This is a genomic window from Grimontia kaedaensis, from assembly GCF_023746615.1.
Classification (GTDB): Bacteria; Pseudomonadota; Gammaproteobacteria; order Enterobacterales; family Vibrionaceae; genus Enterovibrio; species Enterovibrio kaedaensis.
In genome coordinates this window covers 409,201-428,247 of record NZ_CP082276.1, presented here as the reverse complement: position 1 = coordinate 428,247, position 19,047 = coordinate 409,201, and the positions used below count along the sequence as shown (strand labels likewise).

At 47.6% G+C, this 19,047-nt stretch carries 15 protein-coding genes and 1 riboswitch; of the genes, 8 read left to right on the top strand and 7 right to left on the bottom strand.

Features of this window, described 5'->3' with window-relative positions:
* The first annotated feature begins 336 nt into the window (after nucleotides 1-336).
* Together K6Q96_RS18785 and K6Q96_RS18780 are read left to right on the top strand one after the other, a co-directional pair.
* Nucleotides 337-909 (top strand): hypothetical protein, encoded by a 573-nt coding sequence (locus K6Q96_RS18785; RefSeq protein WP_251881826.1) that lies wholly within the window; start codon nucleotides 337-339, stop codon nucleotides 907-909.
* A 204-nt stretch (nucleotides 910-1,113) separates the two neighbouring features.
* Nucleotides 1,114-1,617, top strand: a complete 504-nt coding sequence (locus tag K6Q96_RS18780) for a L,D-transpeptidase family protein (RefSeq protein WP_434802179.1) — start codon at nucleotides 1,114-1,116, stop codon at nucleotides 1,615-1,617.
* A gap of 53 nt (nucleotides 1,618-1,670) precedes the next feature.
* On the opposite strand, the gene K6Q96_RS18775 is transcribed toward K6Q96_RS18780, so the two are convergent.
* The 5 genes from K6Q96_RS18775 to K6Q96_RS18755 all read right to left on the bottom strand — a co-directional run bounded on the left by K6Q96_RS18775 (nucleotide 1,671) and on the right by K6Q96_RS18755 (nucleotide 10,064).
* On the bottom strand, nucleotides 1,671-4,757 hold the full coding sequence (locus tag K6Q96_RS18775; RefSeq protein ID WP_251881824.1) for a M6 family metalloprotease domain-containing protein: 3,087 nt from the start codon (nucleotides 4,755-4,757) through the stop codon (nucleotides 1,671-1,673).
* Between the two features lie 284 nt (nucleotides 4,758-5,041).
* Nucleotides 5,042-6,607, bottom strand: a complete 1,566-nt coding sequence (gene gbpA / locus K6Q96_RS18770) for an N-acetylglucosamine-binding protein GbpA (RefSeq protein ID WP_251881822.1) — start codon at nucleotides 6,605-6,607, stop codon at nucleotides 5,042-5,044.
* A gap of 95 nt (nucleotides 6,608-6,702) precedes the next feature.
* Nucleotides 6,703-6,795, bottom strand: a riboswitch (cyclic di-GMP riboswitch).
* A 214-nt stretch (nucleotides 6,796-7,009) separates the two neighbouring features.
* The gene (locus K6Q96_RS18765; RefSeq protein ID WP_251881819.1) at nucleotides 7,010-7,492 is read right to left on the bottom strand and encodes a GNAT family N-acetyltransferase; all 483 of its coding nucleotides are present in this window, start codon (nucleotides 7,490-7,492) and stop codon (nucleotides 7,010-7,012) included.
* Nucleotides 7,492-9,438 (bottom strand): monovalent cation:proton antiporter-2 (CPA2) family protein, encoded by a 1,947-nt coding sequence (locus tag K6Q96_RS18760; protein WP_251881817.1) that lies wholly within the window; start codon nucleotides 9,436-9,438, stop codon nucleotides 7,492-7,494. The genes K6Q96_RS18765 and K6Q96_RS18760 overlap by 1 nt, the downstream gene beginning before the upstream one ends.
* Nucleotides 9,435-10,064, bottom strand: a complete 630-nt coding sequence (locus K6Q96_RS18755; RefSeq protein WP_251881815.1) for an NAD(P)H-dependent oxidoreductase — start codon at nucleotides 10,062-10,064, stop codon at nucleotides 9,435-9,437. The genes K6Q96_RS18760 and K6Q96_RS18755 overlap by 4 nt, the downstream gene beginning before the upstream one ends.
* A 313-nt stretch (nucleotides 10,065-10,377) precedes the next feature.
* Between K6Q96_RS18755 and K6Q96_RS18750 the strand changes: the two genes are divergently transcribed.
* Nucleotides 10,378-10,959, top strand: coding sequence for an NAD(P)H-dependent oxidoreductase (locus K6Q96_RS18750; protein WP_251881813.1), 582 nt, complete (start codon nucleotides 10,378-10,380; stop codon nucleotides 10,957-10,959).
* Nucleotides 10,960-10,962: 3 nt separating this feature from the next.
* Nucleotides 10,963-11,502: a peroxiredoxin family protein gene (locus K6Q96_RS18745; protein WP_251881811.1), complete on the top strand. Its 540-nt coding sequence runs from the start codon at nucleotides 10,963-10,965 to the stop codon at nucleotides 11,500-11,502.
* A gap of 71 nt (nucleotides 11,503-11,573) precedes the next feature.
* On the opposite strand, the gene K6Q96_RS18740 is transcribed toward K6Q96_RS18745, so the two are convergent.
* A complete protein-coding gene (locus K6Q96_RS18740; protein WP_251881809.1) occupies nucleotides 11,574-12,203 on the bottom strand; it encodes a LysE family translocator in 630 nt (209 codons plus the stop codon).
* A 119-nt stretch (nucleotides 12,204-12,322) separates the two neighbouring features.
* On the opposite strand from K6Q96_RS18740, the gene K6Q96_RS18735 reads away from it, so the two are divergent.
* From K6Q96_RS18735 to K6Q96_RS18725, 3 genes are all read left to right on the top strand, one after another.
* Nucleotides 12,323-12,748 carry a thiol-disulfide oxidoreductase DCC family protein gene (locus K6Q96_RS18735; RefSeq protein WP_251881807.1) on the top strand — a complete coding sequence of 142 codons (426 nt, stop codon included), beginning with the start codon at nucleotides 12,323-12,325 and terminating at the stop codon, nucleotides 12,746-12,748.
* Between the two features lie 211 nt (nucleotides 12,749-12,959).
* A complete protein-coding gene (locus K6Q96_RS18730) occupies nucleotides 12,960-13,661 on the top strand; it encodes a PilZ domain-containing protein (RefSeq protein ID WP_251881805.1) in 702 nt (233 codons plus the stop codon).
* A 37-nt stretch (nucleotides 13,662-13,698) separates the two neighbouring features.
* Entirely contained in the window at nucleotides 13,699-14,994 is a 1,296-nt protein-coding gene (locus K6Q96_RS18725; RefSeq protein ID WP_251881803.1) for an alpha/beta fold hydrolase, read from the top strand.
* Between the two features lie 88 nt (nucleotides 14,995-15,082).
* On the opposite strand, the gene katE2 is transcribed toward K6Q96_RS18725, so the two are convergent.
* Nucleotides 15,083-16,519 (bottom strand): catalase KatE2, encoded by a 1,437-nt coding sequence (katE2, locus tag K6Q96_RS18720; protein ID WP_251881801.1) that lies wholly within the window; start codon nucleotides 16,517-16,519, stop codon nucleotides 15,083-15,085.
* Between the two features lie 615 nt (nucleotides 16,520-17,134).
* On the opposite strand from katE2, the gene K6Q96_RS18715 reads away from it, so the two are divergent.
* On the top strand, nucleotides 17,135-18,838 hold the full coding sequence (locus K6Q96_RS18715) for an RluA family pseudouridine synthase (protein ID WP_434802195.1): 1,704 nt from the start codon (nucleotides 17,135-17,137) through the stop codon (nucleotides 18,836-18,838).
* The last annotated feature ends 209 nt before the right edge of the window (nucleotides 18,839-19,047 follow it).

Below are 19,047 nucleotides of genomic sequence, written 5' to 3'. Positions count from 1 at the left end.
GATCGCGGCGTTCCTTTGCAGGTGTAGTCGTCTCCATCAAAAAGGAACAACAAAGAGCACGGCGTCAGTCAACTCGCCCGAAGGGAGGACATCAAAGCGCCCACTTCTTCGTTAAATTCCACGGAAATAGAACCACTATTCCTCGCGAAATTTGCCTCGAATTGAACGCATTGATGACCTCTGAATGCGAGCATCTTCAGGTTGTTTGGGTATATCGCTTTATCCAGAGATTACGGTGTTTAGATCTCAATTTGAAAACAAAAAGGACCAATAAAGCTATATATACTGGCCCCTTGTTTTGTTGTCCCGAATCGACGCAGTCAATAAGGAAGTATGATGGCACCGACTCGTTCTCTGCTAACTCTGATTTTAACTACCTCAACTCTCTCAGCTTGTACCAACCAGCCAGAACCCATTAAACCCATCCAGCTTTACAGCAATAAAGAAACGGTTCAAATGTCTTACTGTGCTGAACTTGCAGACATGGCATACCTTGCCGCCTCTCAGAAGTTACAAGAACAACCCAAGCAGTCTCAGATTAATCGCTTTGCTACCGGCACTGCCGCGCAAATCAAGCTCAACCTGGTTGAAGACGTTTACGCTGCAGATTTCACCAGCGCGTGGGATTACTCAGTGGCTCTGTTCGACCAATGCGCCGTGAAAGTGGCTAACGTTCCACAGGAAAGATTGAATATCGCCAGCTTTTGTGCGCAGAAATCTCTTGTCGCCGGTGGCGCTTATGATCTCAAACAAGCTGGCGCGCCCAAGCTTGATGCCTACATGGTATTTGCAAGCCACAAAGCGACCAAGCCATACGAGGTAATTGACGCGGTTTACGAGAGGTCTTCTTCCCACGATGCGGTGGCGAAAAAAACTTGGGATAGCTGTATCGACATCCTCGCCGAATAAGACCCCAGCGTAATCATCAGTTTGAGAGCCCCATCCCGCTGATGGGGCTCAATATCACTTATGAAACACCATCTGTTTCACATCCCTTGTTTTACTAATTTTCGACATGCCATGCTGTTTTTTGATGGCCTACAGGCTTCTTATTGCGACTTTTCTGGCGTTGTCACCAATAATGAAACGGAACACTTAAATTGTAGGGATGCCATGAAATCGTTGTTCAGAACGCTGAGTCTGATTTTGCTTTGCAGTGCAGTTTTCTCAGCTAACGGAATGGAAACCGAGCATAAAATCGATTTGGTGAAAGTGGACAAATCTGCTCGTAAGATGTACCTGATTCAAGGGAACAAAATTGTCCGTTGGTACAGCATTTCTCTCGGAGCAAACCCGAAAGGCCACAAACTGCGCGAAGGAGACAAGCGCACTCCGGAAGGCCGCTATTCCCTCGACCTGATTAACGAGCAATCCAGCTTCTACCGTTCAATCCGCATTAACTACCCCAACGAAACTGACAGCAAACGTGCCGCAAAGCTGGGTTTTAGCCCTGGCGGACAGATCATGATCCACGGCCAGAAAAATGGTAACGGTCCTCACCCCAGCATCAAACGGGGCAAGGACTGGACGGATGGCTGTATTGCCATCGACAACGAGGAAATGGATGAGTTTTTGAGTCTGGTGAAAGTGGGAACACCCATTGATATTGAGTGGTGACAAAAAAAGCCTGACGGTATAAACAACGTCAGGCTTTTTCGATTCATAACGTTTTAAATTCCAAGCTTTCGCCCCTGCATGATACGCGCTGAATAGAACGCGCTCAGAAGCAATAACCAGATCGACGGACCACCGCCTCCACCACCACTGCTCCCTGAGTCTCCATTTTCAGGAGCCGTGTCGGGTATCTGCTCTGATTCCCCAGTGAGAGAAATGTATAGCGTTGCGGAATCCACATGTCCCTGCCAAGGGGCTGTAATCTGATAAGTGATCGAAAGCTCCTTGGATTCTGGCATCACGTTAGGCGCAGTAAATTTGATCTGCCCGTCTTCTATCTCGACCAAATCATCAGACAGCACCACGAACCCACTAAAATCGGCGGCAGAGATATGGAAACGGTCGCCATCATGGTCTTCGTCGTTCGCCCTAACATCGTAATACACTGTGGTACCCAATTCTTGGGTAGCAAAATCATCCCTTGCGACAGGTTCACTGTTTTCAACGGTCATACTTAATGCTTGCGCAGTGGCTGCACCACGAGCATCGGTGACTTCAACAGAAAACTCCAAGATATCATCCGCTACCACTGAATCAGGAATAACAAACCAGATAGATTTAGAGTCCAGACTCTGCCTAACCGAGACTTTGCTATCTATCGCCCATTGATAGGAAAGCGAGTCGCCATCAGCATCTGTTGCGTTGGCCACAAGCGTCACTCCGTACCCTGGTTTAAACGCATTGTAGTCTGGAACAATTGAAACAGCAGGTGCATGGTTGGATGGTGAAATTTCCACCGTGACGTTCGCAACGTTAGACTGCAATCCGCTACCTTCTTCAACGAGACGGTATGAAAAGCTATCCATTCCTACAAACCCTGTATTTGGAACATATTGTTCACCTTCAATTTTTCCATGTTGAGGCGCTTCTACAATCTCCAGCGAGTATGATTGGCCCAGTTTATGAAAATCATTCTTACGTAGATTGAGTGATACAGAGCCGTCTTGCTGTACGGTTAAGCTATCGTCTGATGCGAAAACGCCTGCAGACACATCCGGGTCGAAAAGCGCAGCGAAAGGCGTCGTGTAATAGTTTCGCATGGTGAGACCCGTCGTGGATGCTTGCGACTCGTCACCCAGCCATACCCTTTCGACACGACGATTTTCTGCCACGACAGGCTGAGAAAACAGATAGTTTGCCTCAAACATCGCTGTGCTTTCGACCTCGACAACCAGCAAATGTTTTCCGGCACTCAATACCCATGGAGTATCAAACAGAATCCGTCCCCCGTCCTCTGTTTGTCCCTGGTGAATGAGGTCTGCATAGGAGGTGTCTATACTAAGATTGCCAAACACTGGCGCACTGTAAGGAAGACGCCAAACTTTGTAACTATGTTCAGTAAAGATCGATGTTGGCGATACATGGAACTGAACACCATCAAGTCTCGCGTCGTTCGGAAGTTCTAGTGCAAATGCCGCCATATTTGGTCGCTGATTTGGATCGACATATGACCTTTCAAAGGTTGTCAGCAAGCCAAAGCGGTTGCCTGGCTCTGGTTGTTCAACAAAGAAACTTGCTTTGGATGCGTTGGCATTGATACCTGATATGTGAACATTGCTCGGCTGACCAGTAATGGATTGCAAAGACGGCGCAGTGTTATCTGCAATTTCCGTTATTCCATACAGGCCGGGGAAGACATCCCCCGAATCTGAACGTCTGCCAATCTCAAGATCTTTCCTGTTATCGGCTTGAAGAACCTGTACCTGCATTGGGCCTTTGTAATTGAACGCATTATTCACGTTCACACTGGTCATCAGTAGACCTTCTGCCGTCAATGCCTCGTCATAGCCACTGTATGTGCGATTCTCTAGATACAGCTTTGAACCATACTCTCGCAGATAAGGATCAAGGTGAACAATCGCTGCCTCATGATTACCTATTTCGACATAGTCGTCACTCGGTGTAATTTCACGGGGAGTGAGGAAGTTAGCTTGGTGTTTGCTCCATGCCGTCATATTGACTGGCGTCTCGCCGGGATATCTGTCGCCCGGCTTTGTTCCCCAAGAGCCACCTCCCATTAATCCCCAGCTACCGATAGACCCATCATGTTCATAAGAATAAAGATCCGGCAAATCCAGCATCAGGTGACCTAACTCATGCGCGATCACACCCATGGTGGATTGGTGGTCACCTTGGAAGTCAGCAAAGAGGCAGTAACTGCTGATTTGCTTACCATCAACTGAGATAGCGTCGTGAGAATACTTGTGAGGCCAAATGGCAGGGTCACCTGAGAGTGAACCATACGACATGTCGTTACCAGCAAACACAAACATGACCGATAGCTCAGTGGGAGATATAGTGCCATCACTGTTCGTGTCGTACGCAGAGAAATCCAGATGGTTGTCTACAACACTGTAGGCATCTTTGAAAACTTGGTTTAGCTTCAAGTTGCAGTATGAACCGCGATGACAGTCAGGGTGGTCCAGCTCCAAAGAAACCGAAATCACGCCATCATTGACTTGCCCTTGAGATTCGACGGCAGGCACAACGCGGTAGTTATTCATGGAGTTTTTCAGGAAGTAATCCGTGACACTCTGTTTTCCGTCGTTACCGAAGATCAGTGGCTGGAAATCATTTCTCATCACCACGTCTTTAAAAGAGACCGTGACCACAAGTAGAGGTTGGTTCACAGCATTAGAAGCAAAAGAGGCTTCGCGGCGCATTGATGGCGCGGATGAAACATCAACTTGAGAGGGAGAAAACTGTGCTGTTTTATTCGCAAAAAGGTTTGCACGAGCAAGAGGATGAACAGAAACGGCTTCAGGCCGATATTGAGATACTTCCAATTCATGCTCTTCGCTGGTTTTACGTACACCCGTCGAACTTAACTGCGAATGTCCGTTCTCAAGAGTGATTTCAGCGAAATACCAACTGTCGTCCTTTAAGATAAGGGCATTTCCGGCTCTATCCTCATGCCAATGAAACGCTTCATTACCTCTTAATTTCACTTCAATTTGGTCGCCATTTGCCAATTCAATTTTGTGCCAAACTGGCGCTGGCATGGTGGTGGAAAACACACTGCCCGAGAACATGCATCCAAGCATTGTCAGTAACAGGCTTCCTGCCCGATTGCTTCCTTTCATAACACCCGTCTCACCCTTCAATAGCGAAATAAAACGCCTAACTAATATTTTTCTTATCAATAGAAGGGCACTATTTAGGCATTTTTTATCAATATTGAGAATGTGACGTAAAGCATGCGTCGACTGAAATCACCTTTTCAATTTGAGTCGTTTATAGTGGTTAACCAGAGAAATTGAGGTAAATCCACCAGTAATCTTCTGATTTTCAGACAGTTACAAAAAAGCCCGATGCTTTTACCAACATCGGGCTTCTTTTTGCTTCTATGTTCTTTTTGTTATGCCGCTTATTCGCAGTTGAAAGCGCCTTTGTCACTCCACGCTTCTGGCGCAGAGGCTGGGCTGTTGTTGACCCACCAGTTCGCCTGGTACAGACGACCTTCAAAGATCACTTGCTCACCCGCTATATATGCTTTACCTGATGTCCATGCCACTGGCATTTGGCTGATCAGTTTCCACGCATCACTTGAATCCGGTGTAGCGCCCTGAACCCAGTATTTCGCTTCCCATACCAAGCCATTGAAGCTGACTTTCTCACCACCAGTATATGTCGTCGCATTTGACCAAGCTGGGTGATTAACGGCTTCTGGGTCTGTGCCACATTGCTCGCCTTGCTCCAGCAGGAAGAAGTCAAACATTTGTTGGTCGACCAGATTGCCTTCCGCATCCTTCGCACGGGATACCAGCATATGGTGACCGTCTTTAGCGTTTTCCAGCACCATATCAACAGCGGTCGATGTGCCATCAGCCAGAGACAGTTTTTCGTAAGCCAGTGCTTCCTGAGCATGGTTATAAACTGTCATTTCAACGGTCAGATCGCCAGAAGCAGTTACAGCCAGATCCAGCGCCACTTTGCCATCACGAATCACATACTCCTGCGCCACACCATCAATGGTTACTGTGTATTCCGGCTCAGGTGATTCAATCTCGTAGCCCACTTCTACGCGGGTCAAACCGCTGGCTGATTTCAGATAGATTGGGTTTGCGCCAAATACCGGGTTAAATGCACCATTGGCATCGCGCTGACCTGCTTGGACGTTTTCATTGGTCTGGTTGATTTTAGTTGCCAGATTGTAAGACCAGGTATTCGCTTCACCAGCCTTTTCGCTATCGATTTCAACACGGGTAGACAGCTCAGGGCGTTCGCCTTCTGAATCAAACACGCGGGTAAATACTGCATCACCTTTCGCCAGATTGATGCCCGGGTTGATTTGACCGCCTTGCGTCCATTCTGGGAGTACTGGCGTGTCACCATCAAATTGTACGTCAATAACGTTGTAGAACGCCGCAGCGGTATCACCCACATCCCATACTGCAAGAACAACATGATAGCCCTCACGCTCTGGCACATCACAGCTGTGCAGCATGGTTTTCGGTGGTTTCTGCATGTTGCCTTCCACTACACAGAAAGGATTCAGATCGAAGGTGCTGCGCGCCAGCGGCAGGTTCGGATTCCAATCTGCTTTAGTGATGTAGTATTTCCAGTTGCGAGTAACATGGTTAGCCGTAAAGGTCCACTCGAAGTCGTTCATACCCGCTTTGATTGGCTGTTTTACCCAGCGCGATGCCGTTTGTTCATCAAGCGGAGAAAATTGAATCAATCCAGCGCTGGCGATTTTGCCATCTTCAGGGCCGAACTCGGGAAAGCCTTCTGGGCCTTCAACACTCTGAGGCTCCCATTGAACCTGACCGCAAGCAGAGTTTTGTTCCCCTGTTGGGGTGCTGTATTTACAAAGGGCAGCGCGGCCAGCGGCAATGCCACCGTCTTTGGCACTGATGTAACCGTGGGACATAACACTAGCACTAAAAAGTGCTGCTACGACTGGCAGAAGAGTGGTTTTAAGTTTGAGCATTTGTGTGCTTCCTAATGGCTATTTTTGTTTGGTTAACCAAGCACGGACAAACTTTCGCATCGGAACATTTTCTGCCGTGAATACAGGCTGTCGAAAATGGCGGCCCCGCTATCGTAAGTGACGTTCAAATCACTCTTAGACCGGAAGCTTTGCGTCCTACCTTTTCAGGCAGTTTGCCGTTGACTGTGGAATGGCGCGCATCGTATTCAGAAATTGATATTGCACAATCTTTTTCTTCATCAAAATTCGCCCATCGTTACATTTAGTGAATCAAGATCACAATTTAGTCGCCATTTAGGCGATTATTTACCCTGATAGGATAAAGAGATAGCCTGCTGTAATAGAAAGAAAAAGCCAGACATCCTATACAGGATGTCTGGCTTTTCTAACCACGCTACGCTGTCAAGCAATCTGCTTGGTCATCCGGTAGAGTGTCCAGTGCTCTCCCTGAAACTCACGTACTTTTGTTTCATCGGGAAGCAGTTCAAAACCTAATGAGGTGTAACAGCGAACCGCCGCCTCGTTGTGCGCGAAGACGGCCAGCGACGCAGTGCGGATTTTTGGATCTTCGCTCACCACATCAAGCGCCAGTGAAACCAATTGTTTCCCCAGTCCCTGACCACGTGCCGATGTTTCAGCAATCAACACCCGACATAAGCGGAATTCCGACGTCGAAACCCGGTAAATATCGATATAGCCAACAGCAATGCCATCGTGCATCACCAGATAAGGAGTGACCTCCTTTTTTGCGATGTGTTCGCGAACTTTCTCGACCTGCAAAGGATATTCGAAAGCCGGGCCTCCCCATAGGAAGTTATCCCGGCCACTTCTTATCCAATCGCAAAGCTGTGGCGCATTCTCATCGCGAAACGGGACCAGTAGCATCAGGCTGGCTTTTCCTCGGATTTGTCTTCAGCGTCATCGTTGAAGTCGTCGAGGTAATCTTTTGGCGGTGGTGTCCACTCACGCTCTGTCATGCTGTGACGGTCCATTCTGTCTTCGTTCATCGCTTCACGAATGGCTTCTTCAAGTTGAATAAAAAGATGCTGGTAATGGGTATCGTAGCTCTTACTGTCATCACCGCCTTTCCACGTTTCAAACAGCTTCTGCGAACTTTCGTTCTCGACGCGTCTAAATGTGGCCTTGTGCTGTTCAACCACGAACGGGTGTTCGCCCAATGAACGGAGTGCTTCCGCACCCAGCTCCAATGCGGAAAGAAACGTTTCTTTGATCACGTAATCGGCTCCCGCATGGCGCAGCATATAAGCATGACCACGGTCAAAAGCACGGGCAAGTACCTTGACGTTAGGGTACGTTTTCTTTACGTACTCAACCAATTCGGTTGTGGTTTCCTGATTATCCATCGAAACCACAAGTATCGCTGCTTCTTCGATACCGGCCGTATGAAGATGTTCAGGACGTGTAGCATCACCGAAGTAGCTCTTAATATTGATTTGACGAAGATTTTCAATTTGCGCCGCTTCGTAATCGAGTACGACGGTTTTCACGCCATTTGCTGTGAGGAGTCGGTTCACAATCTGACCGAAGCGACCCACTCCCGCAATGATCACACTACCCCGCTCGTCTATTTCGTCTGCTTCCCGATCGTTCGCACTTTTCTCAAAGCGCGGCAGAATCACCTTGTCATAAAGAATGAATAGACCTGGTGTCAGGAACATCGAAATCGCGACCACCAAAGACAGCAACTGGGCAACGTCTATTGGCAGAACATTGTTCTGCATCGAGAAACTCAGTAGCACAAAACCAAACTCACCCGCTTGCGCCAAACTCAACGTAAACAACCAACGCGCCGTTCCTTTGATACGGAAAACCAGCGACAGAATAAACAGAATTGCTGCTTTCAATAGCATCAAACCCGCAGTCAAACCGATGATGACAAAAAAATCATCAAACAGAATGCCGAAGTTAATGCCCGCGCCGACTGTGATAAAGAACAAACCAAGTAACAGGCCTTTAAACGGCTCAATGTTAGATTCCAACTCGTGGCGGAATTCGCTGTTCGCCAGAACCACACCCGCAAGGAAAGTCCCCAGCGCTGGAGAAAGTCCAATCAAACTCATCAGCGCAGCGATACCAATCACCAGCATCAATGCGGTCGCGGTGAAGATTTCGCGGAGACCAGAGCTTGCCACAAAGCGGAACAGTGGACGACTAAGGAAATGCCCGCCGACAACCACACCCGCAATCGCACCCGTGATTACGAGGCCCAACGCCCAACCTGGAAGACCTGCCACCAGACTCATTTCTTCGTGGTGATCCGCCGCCGCTGCGGCAGATTGCGCCTGTTCTACCAATTCGGGCAAAGCCAGAAGCGGGATAAACGCCAACATAGGGATAACGGCAATATCTTGGAACAGCAATACTGAGAATGCGCTTCGCCCGCCTTCAGTTTTGGTCAGACGTTTTTCATTAAAGGTTTGCAGTACAATGGCGGTGGACGACAGTGCGAATATCAGGCCAATCGCCAGCGCGACGCTCCATACCTGATTCAATACCAACGCAATACCCATAACGATGGCTGCTGTCAGGCCGACTTGTAAGCCACCCAGTCCGAGTAACTTATTGCGCATTGACCATAGCATTTTTGGCTCAAGCTCAAGGCCAACCAAAAACAACATCATCACGACGCCGAACTCTGCAAAGTGCTGAATGGTGGTAGTTTCATCACCCACCAGACCAATCACAGGGCCAATCACCACACCGGCGATCAGATAACCCAGTACAGAGCCCAAACCCAACTTTTTAGCAATTGGTACCGCAACAACAGCCGCAATCAGGTAAATAAAAGCCTGAAGAAAAATCACTGTCATGACTCACCTTCCTTGAGCACATGTTCGATATTGGTAGCGGTGATTTTTTCGCTCATCGCTGCTTTTTCAAGGTCAACGGCCCCATTCACAAGTGCCTTTAGAAGCCGTTCATAGCTTGAAGTGTGTCGCCCAACCTTGCCATCTTCCGCTGCGGTTCTGGAACCAAACAGTGCGTAAGGGGCAAGATAATTCATACCCGTCAGACAAGCCATTTGCTCCATGGGAGCGAGTAATTGACGGATTTTGAAGTGGTTAAAGCCGTCCGCTTTATAGGCTTCTTCCATGCCACCGGCAGTGATGGCACACAAGAACTGCTTTCCGCGTAGTGCCGTACCTTTCGACCCATAGGCAAAGCCATATTCCAACACCAAATCTTGCCATTCTTTCAAAATGGATGGTGTTGAATACCAATAGAGGGGAAACTGGAAAATCACCACATCGTGCTCAAGCAGACGCTTTTGTTCCAGATCAATGTTGATGTGGTAATCGGGATATTCACCATAGAGGTCAACTGTGGTTACCCCTTCTACGGATTGCGCCACTTTATAGAGCGGAGCGTTCACTTCTGATCGCCTTTGCGAAGGATGCGCAAACAGCACCAGAACCTTGTTTTTATTGTCTGCCATAGCTTTCCTTAGTGACTGACTGAGTTAACACATTAAAAGTCGCAAAGGCGGATCAATGTGTGGCCCACTGCGTCTAGTCTAGTTGTTAGGGTCTGTTGACCTTTGGCTAAGTGTTGTTATTGCAATAATCATCACCAAAGATCAGCCGCACCTCATAAATTACAGCCCTATCTTACCTTCTGAATCTCACTGATATTTTCTCAATTTAGCAATTTCTCACTAAATGGTTACTAAAAGTATACTGGTTGACAGTGGTAACCTAGGTTAGCAAAGTATGTAAAACCAACACAAAAATATATGGAAAGAAGTAGTAATGAACATTCTGGTTATCAACGGTCACCACTACTATCCGTTCTCTGAAGGTAACTTGAACAAAGCCATGGTAGATGTGGCTTCTAAGACACTAACAGCACAAGGTTACAGCGTAAGATTGTCTTCATGCGAAGACTATGAGGTGAACGAAGAAATCGAAAACCACCAGTGGGCTGACGTTGTTATCCTCCAATCCCCGGTCAATTGGATGGGCGTGTCATGGAAAATGAAAAAGTACATGGACGAAGTCTACACTGCGGGTATGGGCGGTGAACTCTGCGCTGGCGACGGCCGCCATCGCGATACCGACGATCAATACGGCACTGGCGGAACCCTCAGAGGGAAAAAGTACATGCTTTCTCTCACTTACAACGCCCCCAAAGAAGCGTTTGATGATGAGAGTCAATGGCTGCTGCGGGGCAAAGGGATTGATGACATGTTTCTGCCAATACACCTTAATTTCCGCTTCTTCGGCATGGAAGCGTTGGACACTTTCGCATGTTTTGACGTGATGAAAAATCCGAACACAGAAAACGACAAGATCCGCTTCAAAGCGCATTTGGAATCACAACTGGGAGGCTAGAAAATGGCATACACAAACAAACTGGCAGCGGGAAGTGAATTCCCATCAATAACGTTGAAGGATCTTGAAGGCGGCGAGCAGACACTTGGCAAACCGCGCGAGGGAGCAACCTGGCAGATGGTGGTGATTTACCGTGGTCGTCACTGTCCGATGTGTACGCGCTACCTGAACCATCTTGAAGATTACAAAGAGAAACTGGCGGATATTGGCATCGATATCGTTGCTGCATCTGGCGACAGCAGCGCTCAACTTGAAGAGCACATGACGCGCTTAGAAGTGTCCTTCCCGCTTGCATACGGCTTGTCTGAAGCGCAAATGAAAGAGCTGGGTCTTTGGGTTTCTCTTCCGCGTTCAGAACAGGAAACTGACCACAACTTCGCAGAGCCAGGACTGTTTGTCATTAACGAGCAAGGCACAGTGCAAGTCGTCGATATTTCCAATAACCCATTCGTTCGCCCTGATTTAGAAACGCTGGTGAATGGTCTGGCATGGATTCGTAACCCAGATAACAACTACCCAATCCGTGGTACAGCGCCTTACTGATTGCAGTTCCTCAGTTAGAAAAGTAAACGCCCTGCTTAATGCAGGGCGTTTTTCATTTTGCTTTGTAACGATTACTTTGTGCTGGTAAACAACAACTTTAGACCAAATGCCAACATCACTGAGCCAAGTACACGATCAACCCAGTGGCCGATGCGCTTGAACTTTGCTTGCACGGACGGCTTGGAAAGCACCAACGCCACTGAACCAAACCATACCAGTTGGATGAACATCATCCATACACCCAACAGGAATAATTCAATCACTGGCATTTTTGGCGACAGCACCAGAGTGAACACTGAAAGGAAATAAAGCGGTGCTTTCGGGTTCAACGCGTTACACACAAATCCCATCGAAATCAGCTTGGATGCAGAGCGTGGCTTCACATTCACGCTTTGGTCGTCATCACCCACTGCGGCTTTGCTACGAATGCCTTTCCAGCCAAGATAAATCAAATACGCTGCGGCCAGATATTTCATCACCGTCAGCACCATTGAAGATTCACTGATCACGGTCGCAAGGCCAATGGAGGAATAAATAATGTGAACAGCAAGACCCAGAGCAATACCAAGACTAACAAGGAGGCCGGCACGACGGCCGTGGACGAGAGACTGCTGCGATACCATCACAAAATCTGGGCCTGGTGAGGCAGCACCTAACAAGTGCACCAAAGTTAACGTTAAAAACGCTTGATAGAACTCCATTCCTTTTCTCCTTTGTTCTTTTGCTCTTTTTTTCTACCCTTCTTACGATGATATTATGGCGATCCGATTTGAAATCAAGGCCGTACTGTAAAGTACATTAGACAAATAAGAGTACTCCGATGACCTTCACCCTTTTTTACGACGGTAGCTGCCCACTTTGCGTGGCTGAAATGAACCAGTTGCGGGCGCTTAACCACGCGGAAAATCTGAAGTTTGAGGATATACTCGCACCGGATTTCAAAGCCCTCTTTCCCGATATCGACCCAACAGAAGCCAGCAACATTCTGCATGGAAAATTGAGCGATGGTACTTTGCTGCTAGGGCTAGATGTCACTCACAAAGCCTGGTCTCTCGTTGGGAAAAAGCGCTGGATTGGTTTACTCCGATTGCCAGTTATTCGCTGGTTTGCAGATAAAGCCTATCTTTTCTTTGCCAGAAACCGCTACAAAATCTCTTTCCTCTTCACTGGCCGTTCAAAATGTGAGCCTTGCCAGAATGGTGTATGCGCAATTGCAGACACAAAACCATCAGACGATGAAAGGTGACCAAGAAGCACTCTCATTACGCAACCAAAAATCAATCTAACGTAATGATTGTCATCAAATAAATTGAATTTTTGTGGCGCCCTTCAATCTATTGACTAAACAGTCATTACCCCTCACCATCGTGGCAGTACAATATGTGTCGCAACATCAAGAAGAAGATGGCTTAGGTACATCCAAATAAGCGACACGCATCAACTGCCCGATTTGAAACATGAACACCACTGATATTCTTACACCTTCAGAATTCCTGCCAACGCTGCCTGTTGGAACGCCTTTGACTTTCGAGCTTAGGTACAAAGACAAGATCAAAGCGTTTGGTGGCGCTTCACGCCTTATCGGATATCGCGAAAAAAGATACATCCTACTTGAAACGCCTACTGATCCTGAGCTCGCGAAGCTGCTGACTGACACATCAGGCATGCAAGCGGTTGTCCGGGGGTTAACCTCATCACGTTACGGCGAGATATTTGCGCTCAAATCCCATATTCTCAGCGTATTGCACCGCCCAGAGAAAATGATCGCGATAGCACTGCCTCCTCAAGTCAGTATCCATCGCATGCGTTCTGACGCCAGATATGCTGTTTCGCGTATTGTTCATCTCATTATTGATGGACGTAAAGCCTTGGCTAAGCTGTCTGACTTTTCGCTGAGCGGTTGTGCCATTCGCATGTCCAGCAACCAGTTCATTGATGAAGGTGAAACCATTGGATTTGTCATCAATGCGCTGTTTGATCACCCCATGGAATTTGAAGGAACAGTCATGAACGTCACCAGCAATGGCGAGGGTATTCAACTCGGCATTAAATTTAGTGACGCAAGTAAAAGCAAATCTCGCGATACCTTAGCTAAACTCATTCTGGCGTCCGAATTGAGTGCTGATAACTCCACCAGCGCTGTCTCAACTGTCTCCTGACAGCTGCTTCTCCCCTTCACGACAAGGAAAACAGGTTATGCAAGAATCCTTTACCGACAGTGGCGTGCTTTTTCGTCAACACCAATTCGACCTGCCGCTCAACTACAGCGAGAAAGATGGCACTCGCATCACCGTGTTTGCCCGTGAGGTGGTGGAATTATCCAAAGCAGACGCCAATCTGCCTTGGCTGGTTTACTTTCAGGGCGGTCCAGGATTTCCGTCTCCACGTCCTGATTCAAAAAGTGGCTGGCTGAAACGTGCCCTGCAAGATCACCGTGTGTTACTGCTGGACCAGCGCGGCACAGGCATGAGTTCACCCTTGACTCACCAGACGTTGAGTCATATGGACGACGCGAAACAAGTGGAATACATCAGCCAGTTCCGCGCAGACAACATCGTTCGTGATGCTGAAGCCATTCGTGAAGCCTTGGGGGCGGAGAAATGGTCAATTCTGGGTCAAAGCTTTGGTGGTTTCTGCTCGCTGACTTACCTTTCTTTTTATCCGCAAAGTCTACATCGCGTTTACATTACAGGCGGTGTGCCTTCTCTTACCCGTCATGCTGATGATGTTTACCGAGCCACGTATCAACGTGTGTTAGACAAAAATAAAGCCTTCTTTGACCAGTTTCCATCTGCACAAAGACGTTGCGCAGAAATTGCTGAGTTCTTGCGAACTCGCGATGTGAAGCTGCCAAACGGCCAAACCTTTACCGTTGAACAGTTCCAACAAATTGGCATCAATTTAGGCCGAAGCGGTGCCAATCTGCCGATGTACTACCTCTTGGAAGAAGCCTTTACTGAAACCGTGCAAGGCAAAGCGCTGAGTGTCAGTTTCCTGCAGGCCATGCTGACGGAACAAGGCTACCAGACCAATCCGATTTACGCTTTCTTGCATGAGCCGATTTACAATCAGGGCGAAGCATCAGTTTGGTCTGCACACCGCGTTCGCAATACGGAATACGCAGAGTTTAATTACGAACCGGGTAAACCTTTCCTGTTTACCGGAGAAATGGTTTATCCATGGATGTTCGACCAAATGCAAAACTTGTTACCGCTCAAACAGGCGGCAGAAGCACTGGCGAAAAAATCAGACTGGCCTGCACTTTACGATGTCGAAAAACTCGCTGAAAACACGGTACCTGTCACCTGCGCTGTTTATGCAGATGACATGTATGTCGAAATGGATTACTCACGCGAAACCCTGAAAGGCATTCCAAACAGCCGCGCTTGGATCACCAATGAATATGAGCACAATGGGCTACGCGCTGACGGTGAAAGGATATTAAGCAGGCTGATGGACATGGGCGAGCAGATAGGCAACTTACCAAGCTAAACAAAGGCTGAAACCACTTCCCGTTTCAATACATCCGATACACCATTTATTAGAAAATTAGGAGGTACCAGAGGTACCTCTTTTTTATTTACGATTTACGTCCCAACGCAACTTCAAGGCCCCTGCCATAAGCCTCATCAGCCTTATAAGCGTGCTTAATATGACGGTCGATAATGAAGTCAGGTACACCATCTAAAGCTCTAACGGTATTGTCAATGAGCACTTGACGTTGCTCTGTAGTCATAAGACGGAACAGATCACCTGCTTGGCTAAAGTAATCTTCATCTACTCGATGGTCGTAATGGTGTGCGTCTCCGCTAATACGAAGCGGCGGCTCTGAGTAATCAGGCTGCTCAGCCCATTCCTGCTGATGATTTGGCTCATAACCGATTGCTGACCCAAAGTTTCCATCAACGCGCATTGCACCATCACGGTGGTAACTATGAACTGGGCAGCGCGGCGCATTAACTGGGATTTGGTGGTGGTTCACCCCAAGACGGTAACGCTGAGCATCGCCATAAGAAAAGAGACGTCCTTGCAGCATTTTATCCGGCGAAAAACCAATTCCAGGAACAACAGCCGCAGGGTTGAAAGCAGACTGCTCAACTTCTGCATGAAAATTCTCAGGGTTTCGGTTCAGCTCAAACTCGCCAACTTCGATCAATGGATAGTCTTTTTGAGACCAGGTTTTCGTAAGATCAAATGGGTTAAAGTTAACCTCATCTGCCTCAAGCTCAGGCATGATTTGAACGTACATTGTCCATTTGGGAAAATCTTGACGCTCGATTGCCTCGTAGAGATCACGCTGGTGGCTCTCACGATCTTTACCTATTAACTGCTCTGCTTCCTCATCAGTAAGATTTTTGATCCCTTGTTGTGTTTTAAAATGGAACTTCACCCAGTAACGCTCATTATCCGTATTAATGAAGCTAAACGTATGACTACCAAAACCGTGCATATGGCGGTAAGAAGCGGGAATACCACGGTCACTCATCACAATCGTTACTTGGTGAAAAGCTTCAGGCAGCGATGTCCAGAAGTCCCAGTTATTTGCAGAGCTGCGCATATTTGTGCGAGGGTCTCGCTTCACTGCGTGGTTGAGATCAGGAAATTTCAAAGGATCTCGTAAGAAGAATACCGGTGTGTTGTTACCCACTAGATCCCAGTTACCTTCCTCCGTGTAAAACTTTAGGGCAAACCCTCGAATATCGCGCTCAGCATCCGCCGCTCCACGCTCACCTGCGACCGTGGTGAAGCGAGCAAACAAATCCGTTTTCTTTCCTATGTCGGAAAAAATCTTTGCACGGGTATATTTGGTGATGTCATGTGTCACCGTAAAGGTGCCATATGCGCCAGAGCCTTTTGCATGCATACGTCGCTCTGGAATCACTTCGCGATCAAAGTGCGCCAATTTTTCCAGAAACCAAACGTCTTGCAACAGTTGGGGACCTCTGGGACCTGCAGTCATCACATTTTGGTTATGGGCGACAGGGCAGCCAGCGATGGTAGTCAATTTCTTGCTCATAATTGTATCCTTCCAGAAATGTTCCTACGGTTTGTGAGTAGACCTTATGTTTCACAAAAACCATAGCCCGCAGGTTGACCCAGAGAAAAATACCTTTTTTCCATCGATTCAATAGAATTTTCCTATCGATATTTATTTAGATATTGACCAAACAAATGCTTTACATTTCAATTCCTCAACAACTTTTCGTTATTATCATATTGTTATTATTGGTTTTTTAATAATTTCGGCCATCAAAAAACCACCATAATTTTCAATACGACATAATTAACAATGCAACCAAAAGTCACTCATCTCTACTCATGGTGTTACCAATTACCCATACTTTTTTCATGCGTTAATTGGTAGGGAAGATCTATTGCCTGGAGTAGTAGATAACCGCAATTCAACATAAAGCCCGACAAGTTGCTCTGACGTAGGTGGTTCAGTACGCCCAATTTTTTCTTTGATCGCAGACTTTGCGTGTTCCGGTATCAATTCAATGCATCGCCTCTAGTTACACTGTCACACCCGTGAATAGCTTAAATTCAGTAAAGTGGTTTTTCTCACCTAAACAGGTAGAATCACCGCCCCAAACTGAGATGCTGATAGACGATAACCATGCACCGAGAAATGCTGTTTGCCCCTGAAGAATTGTTCACCCGCTTTCAAGGCGATACCGAACAGTTCGATCTGCCAGGTGCATTTACCTTTCCCTTTTACTATCAGCCACATCCGCTTTGTGTACTGGCGGCAGATGAACTGCAACAACACCTCGCAAGTCAGACAAATTGGCAACATGATTTCGGTTTAGACGAGGCTCTGGCTCCAAGACTTGATGAGTCTACCGAAGGCACAGGTAAAATGTTTGGTGTACTACTAGTACGATCACCACAGGGCGAACTTGGCTACTTCAGTGCCTTCTCAGGAAAAATTGCTGACCAGAACATACTGCCTCACTTCGTTCCACCTGTGTTCGATATGCTGGCGGAGGAGTGTTTCTTCAGAACAGAGCTGGAAGCGATCACTGCTCTAAACACTCAAGTCTCCACACTTTCTGCCAATCCTTTGTTAGACCAGTTGGGTACTCAACTTGCGCAAATGCAGACCGAATACGAGGCAGAAGAACAGCAACAACGCCAGCGCATGATTGAAGCTCGCGCCACCCGAAAACAAGAACGAAAACTGGCGGAAGAAACCTTAACGGGTGAAGCCTTGGAAGCTGCCTTGGACGATCTGGCAAAGCAAAGTGTGGCAGAGAAGAACACGCTTAAATACCTGAAAATAGCGTGGGACGAAAAGATCCATGCTATCGAATCACAGCTCAGTGCATTAAACACAGATATCGAGCACGCGAAACAGCAACGTAAAACGCTCTCGAATGCCCTTCAGAACAAGCTGTTTGAGCAATACCGTTTCCTCAATGCGCTTGGTGAAGAGAAGTCCCTCAAATCGATCTTTGCGCCCACTGCCAACCCAACACCACCAGCCGGCGCGGGTGAATGTGCTGCGCCGAAACTCTTGCACTTCGCCTACAAGCACGGTTACACACCGTTGGCAATGACAGAATTTTGGTGGGGCGTGTCACCAAAATCCGAAGTGCGTCAGCACAAAAAGTTCTACCCGTCTTGCCACGGAAAGTGTCATCCCATTCTTGGTCATATGCTCGAAGGCTTAACGGTTGACCCAAACCCACTTGAACAAAACTGGGCAGAAGATAAAACGCTGGAAGTGGTTTATCAGGACGAAGCCATTGTTGTGGTCAACAAACCTTCTGGCATGCTCTCAGTACCGGGTAAAACAATTAAAGATTCTGCCTACACCCGCGTGATTGAAATGTTCCCTGATTTAGAAGGGCCTTTTGTGCTTCATCGACTGGATCAGGCGACGTCTGGGTTGTTGGTATTCGCCCTCACCCGTCGCGCGAACAAAAGCCTGCAAAAACAGTTCATCACCCGAGGCGTGGAAAAGCGCTATATCGCCATGGTGGAAGGTGTGATTGAGCAAGAACAAGGTGAAATCAACTTACCCATGCGCGGCGACCCAGACGACAGGCCTCGCCAGTTGGTGTGCTTTGAACACGGCAAACCCGCGACCACTTATTGGCAGTTGATTGAAGTGAAAAACGGCCGCAGCAAACTCTACATGCACCCCAAAACCGGCCGCACCCACCAACTCCGCGTCCATTGCGCCCATTCGAAGGGACTATATATGCCTATGGTCGGCGATGTACTTTATGGAGAACCGGATACACGCCTCCACCTGCATGCTGAGCAGTTGTCGTTTGATCATCCGTATACACATGAGCGAATAACGTTTGAGGCAGAATGTGGGTTCTAAATAACTATTCCTAATTATAGATCTCTGCTTCTGATAGTCACTTTGCAGAGATAGCGTCGCTTTTAGCTGACAGATGACGCTACAACTTGCTTTGAACCACATTGCCGTAAGGCCTTGTATTTCATACGACTAACAAAGATGTAGCACTATTAGGAGCAGCTATTTAGCGAGCCCAAACCCAAAGTAGCCGATAGAACTCGCCCAACTGT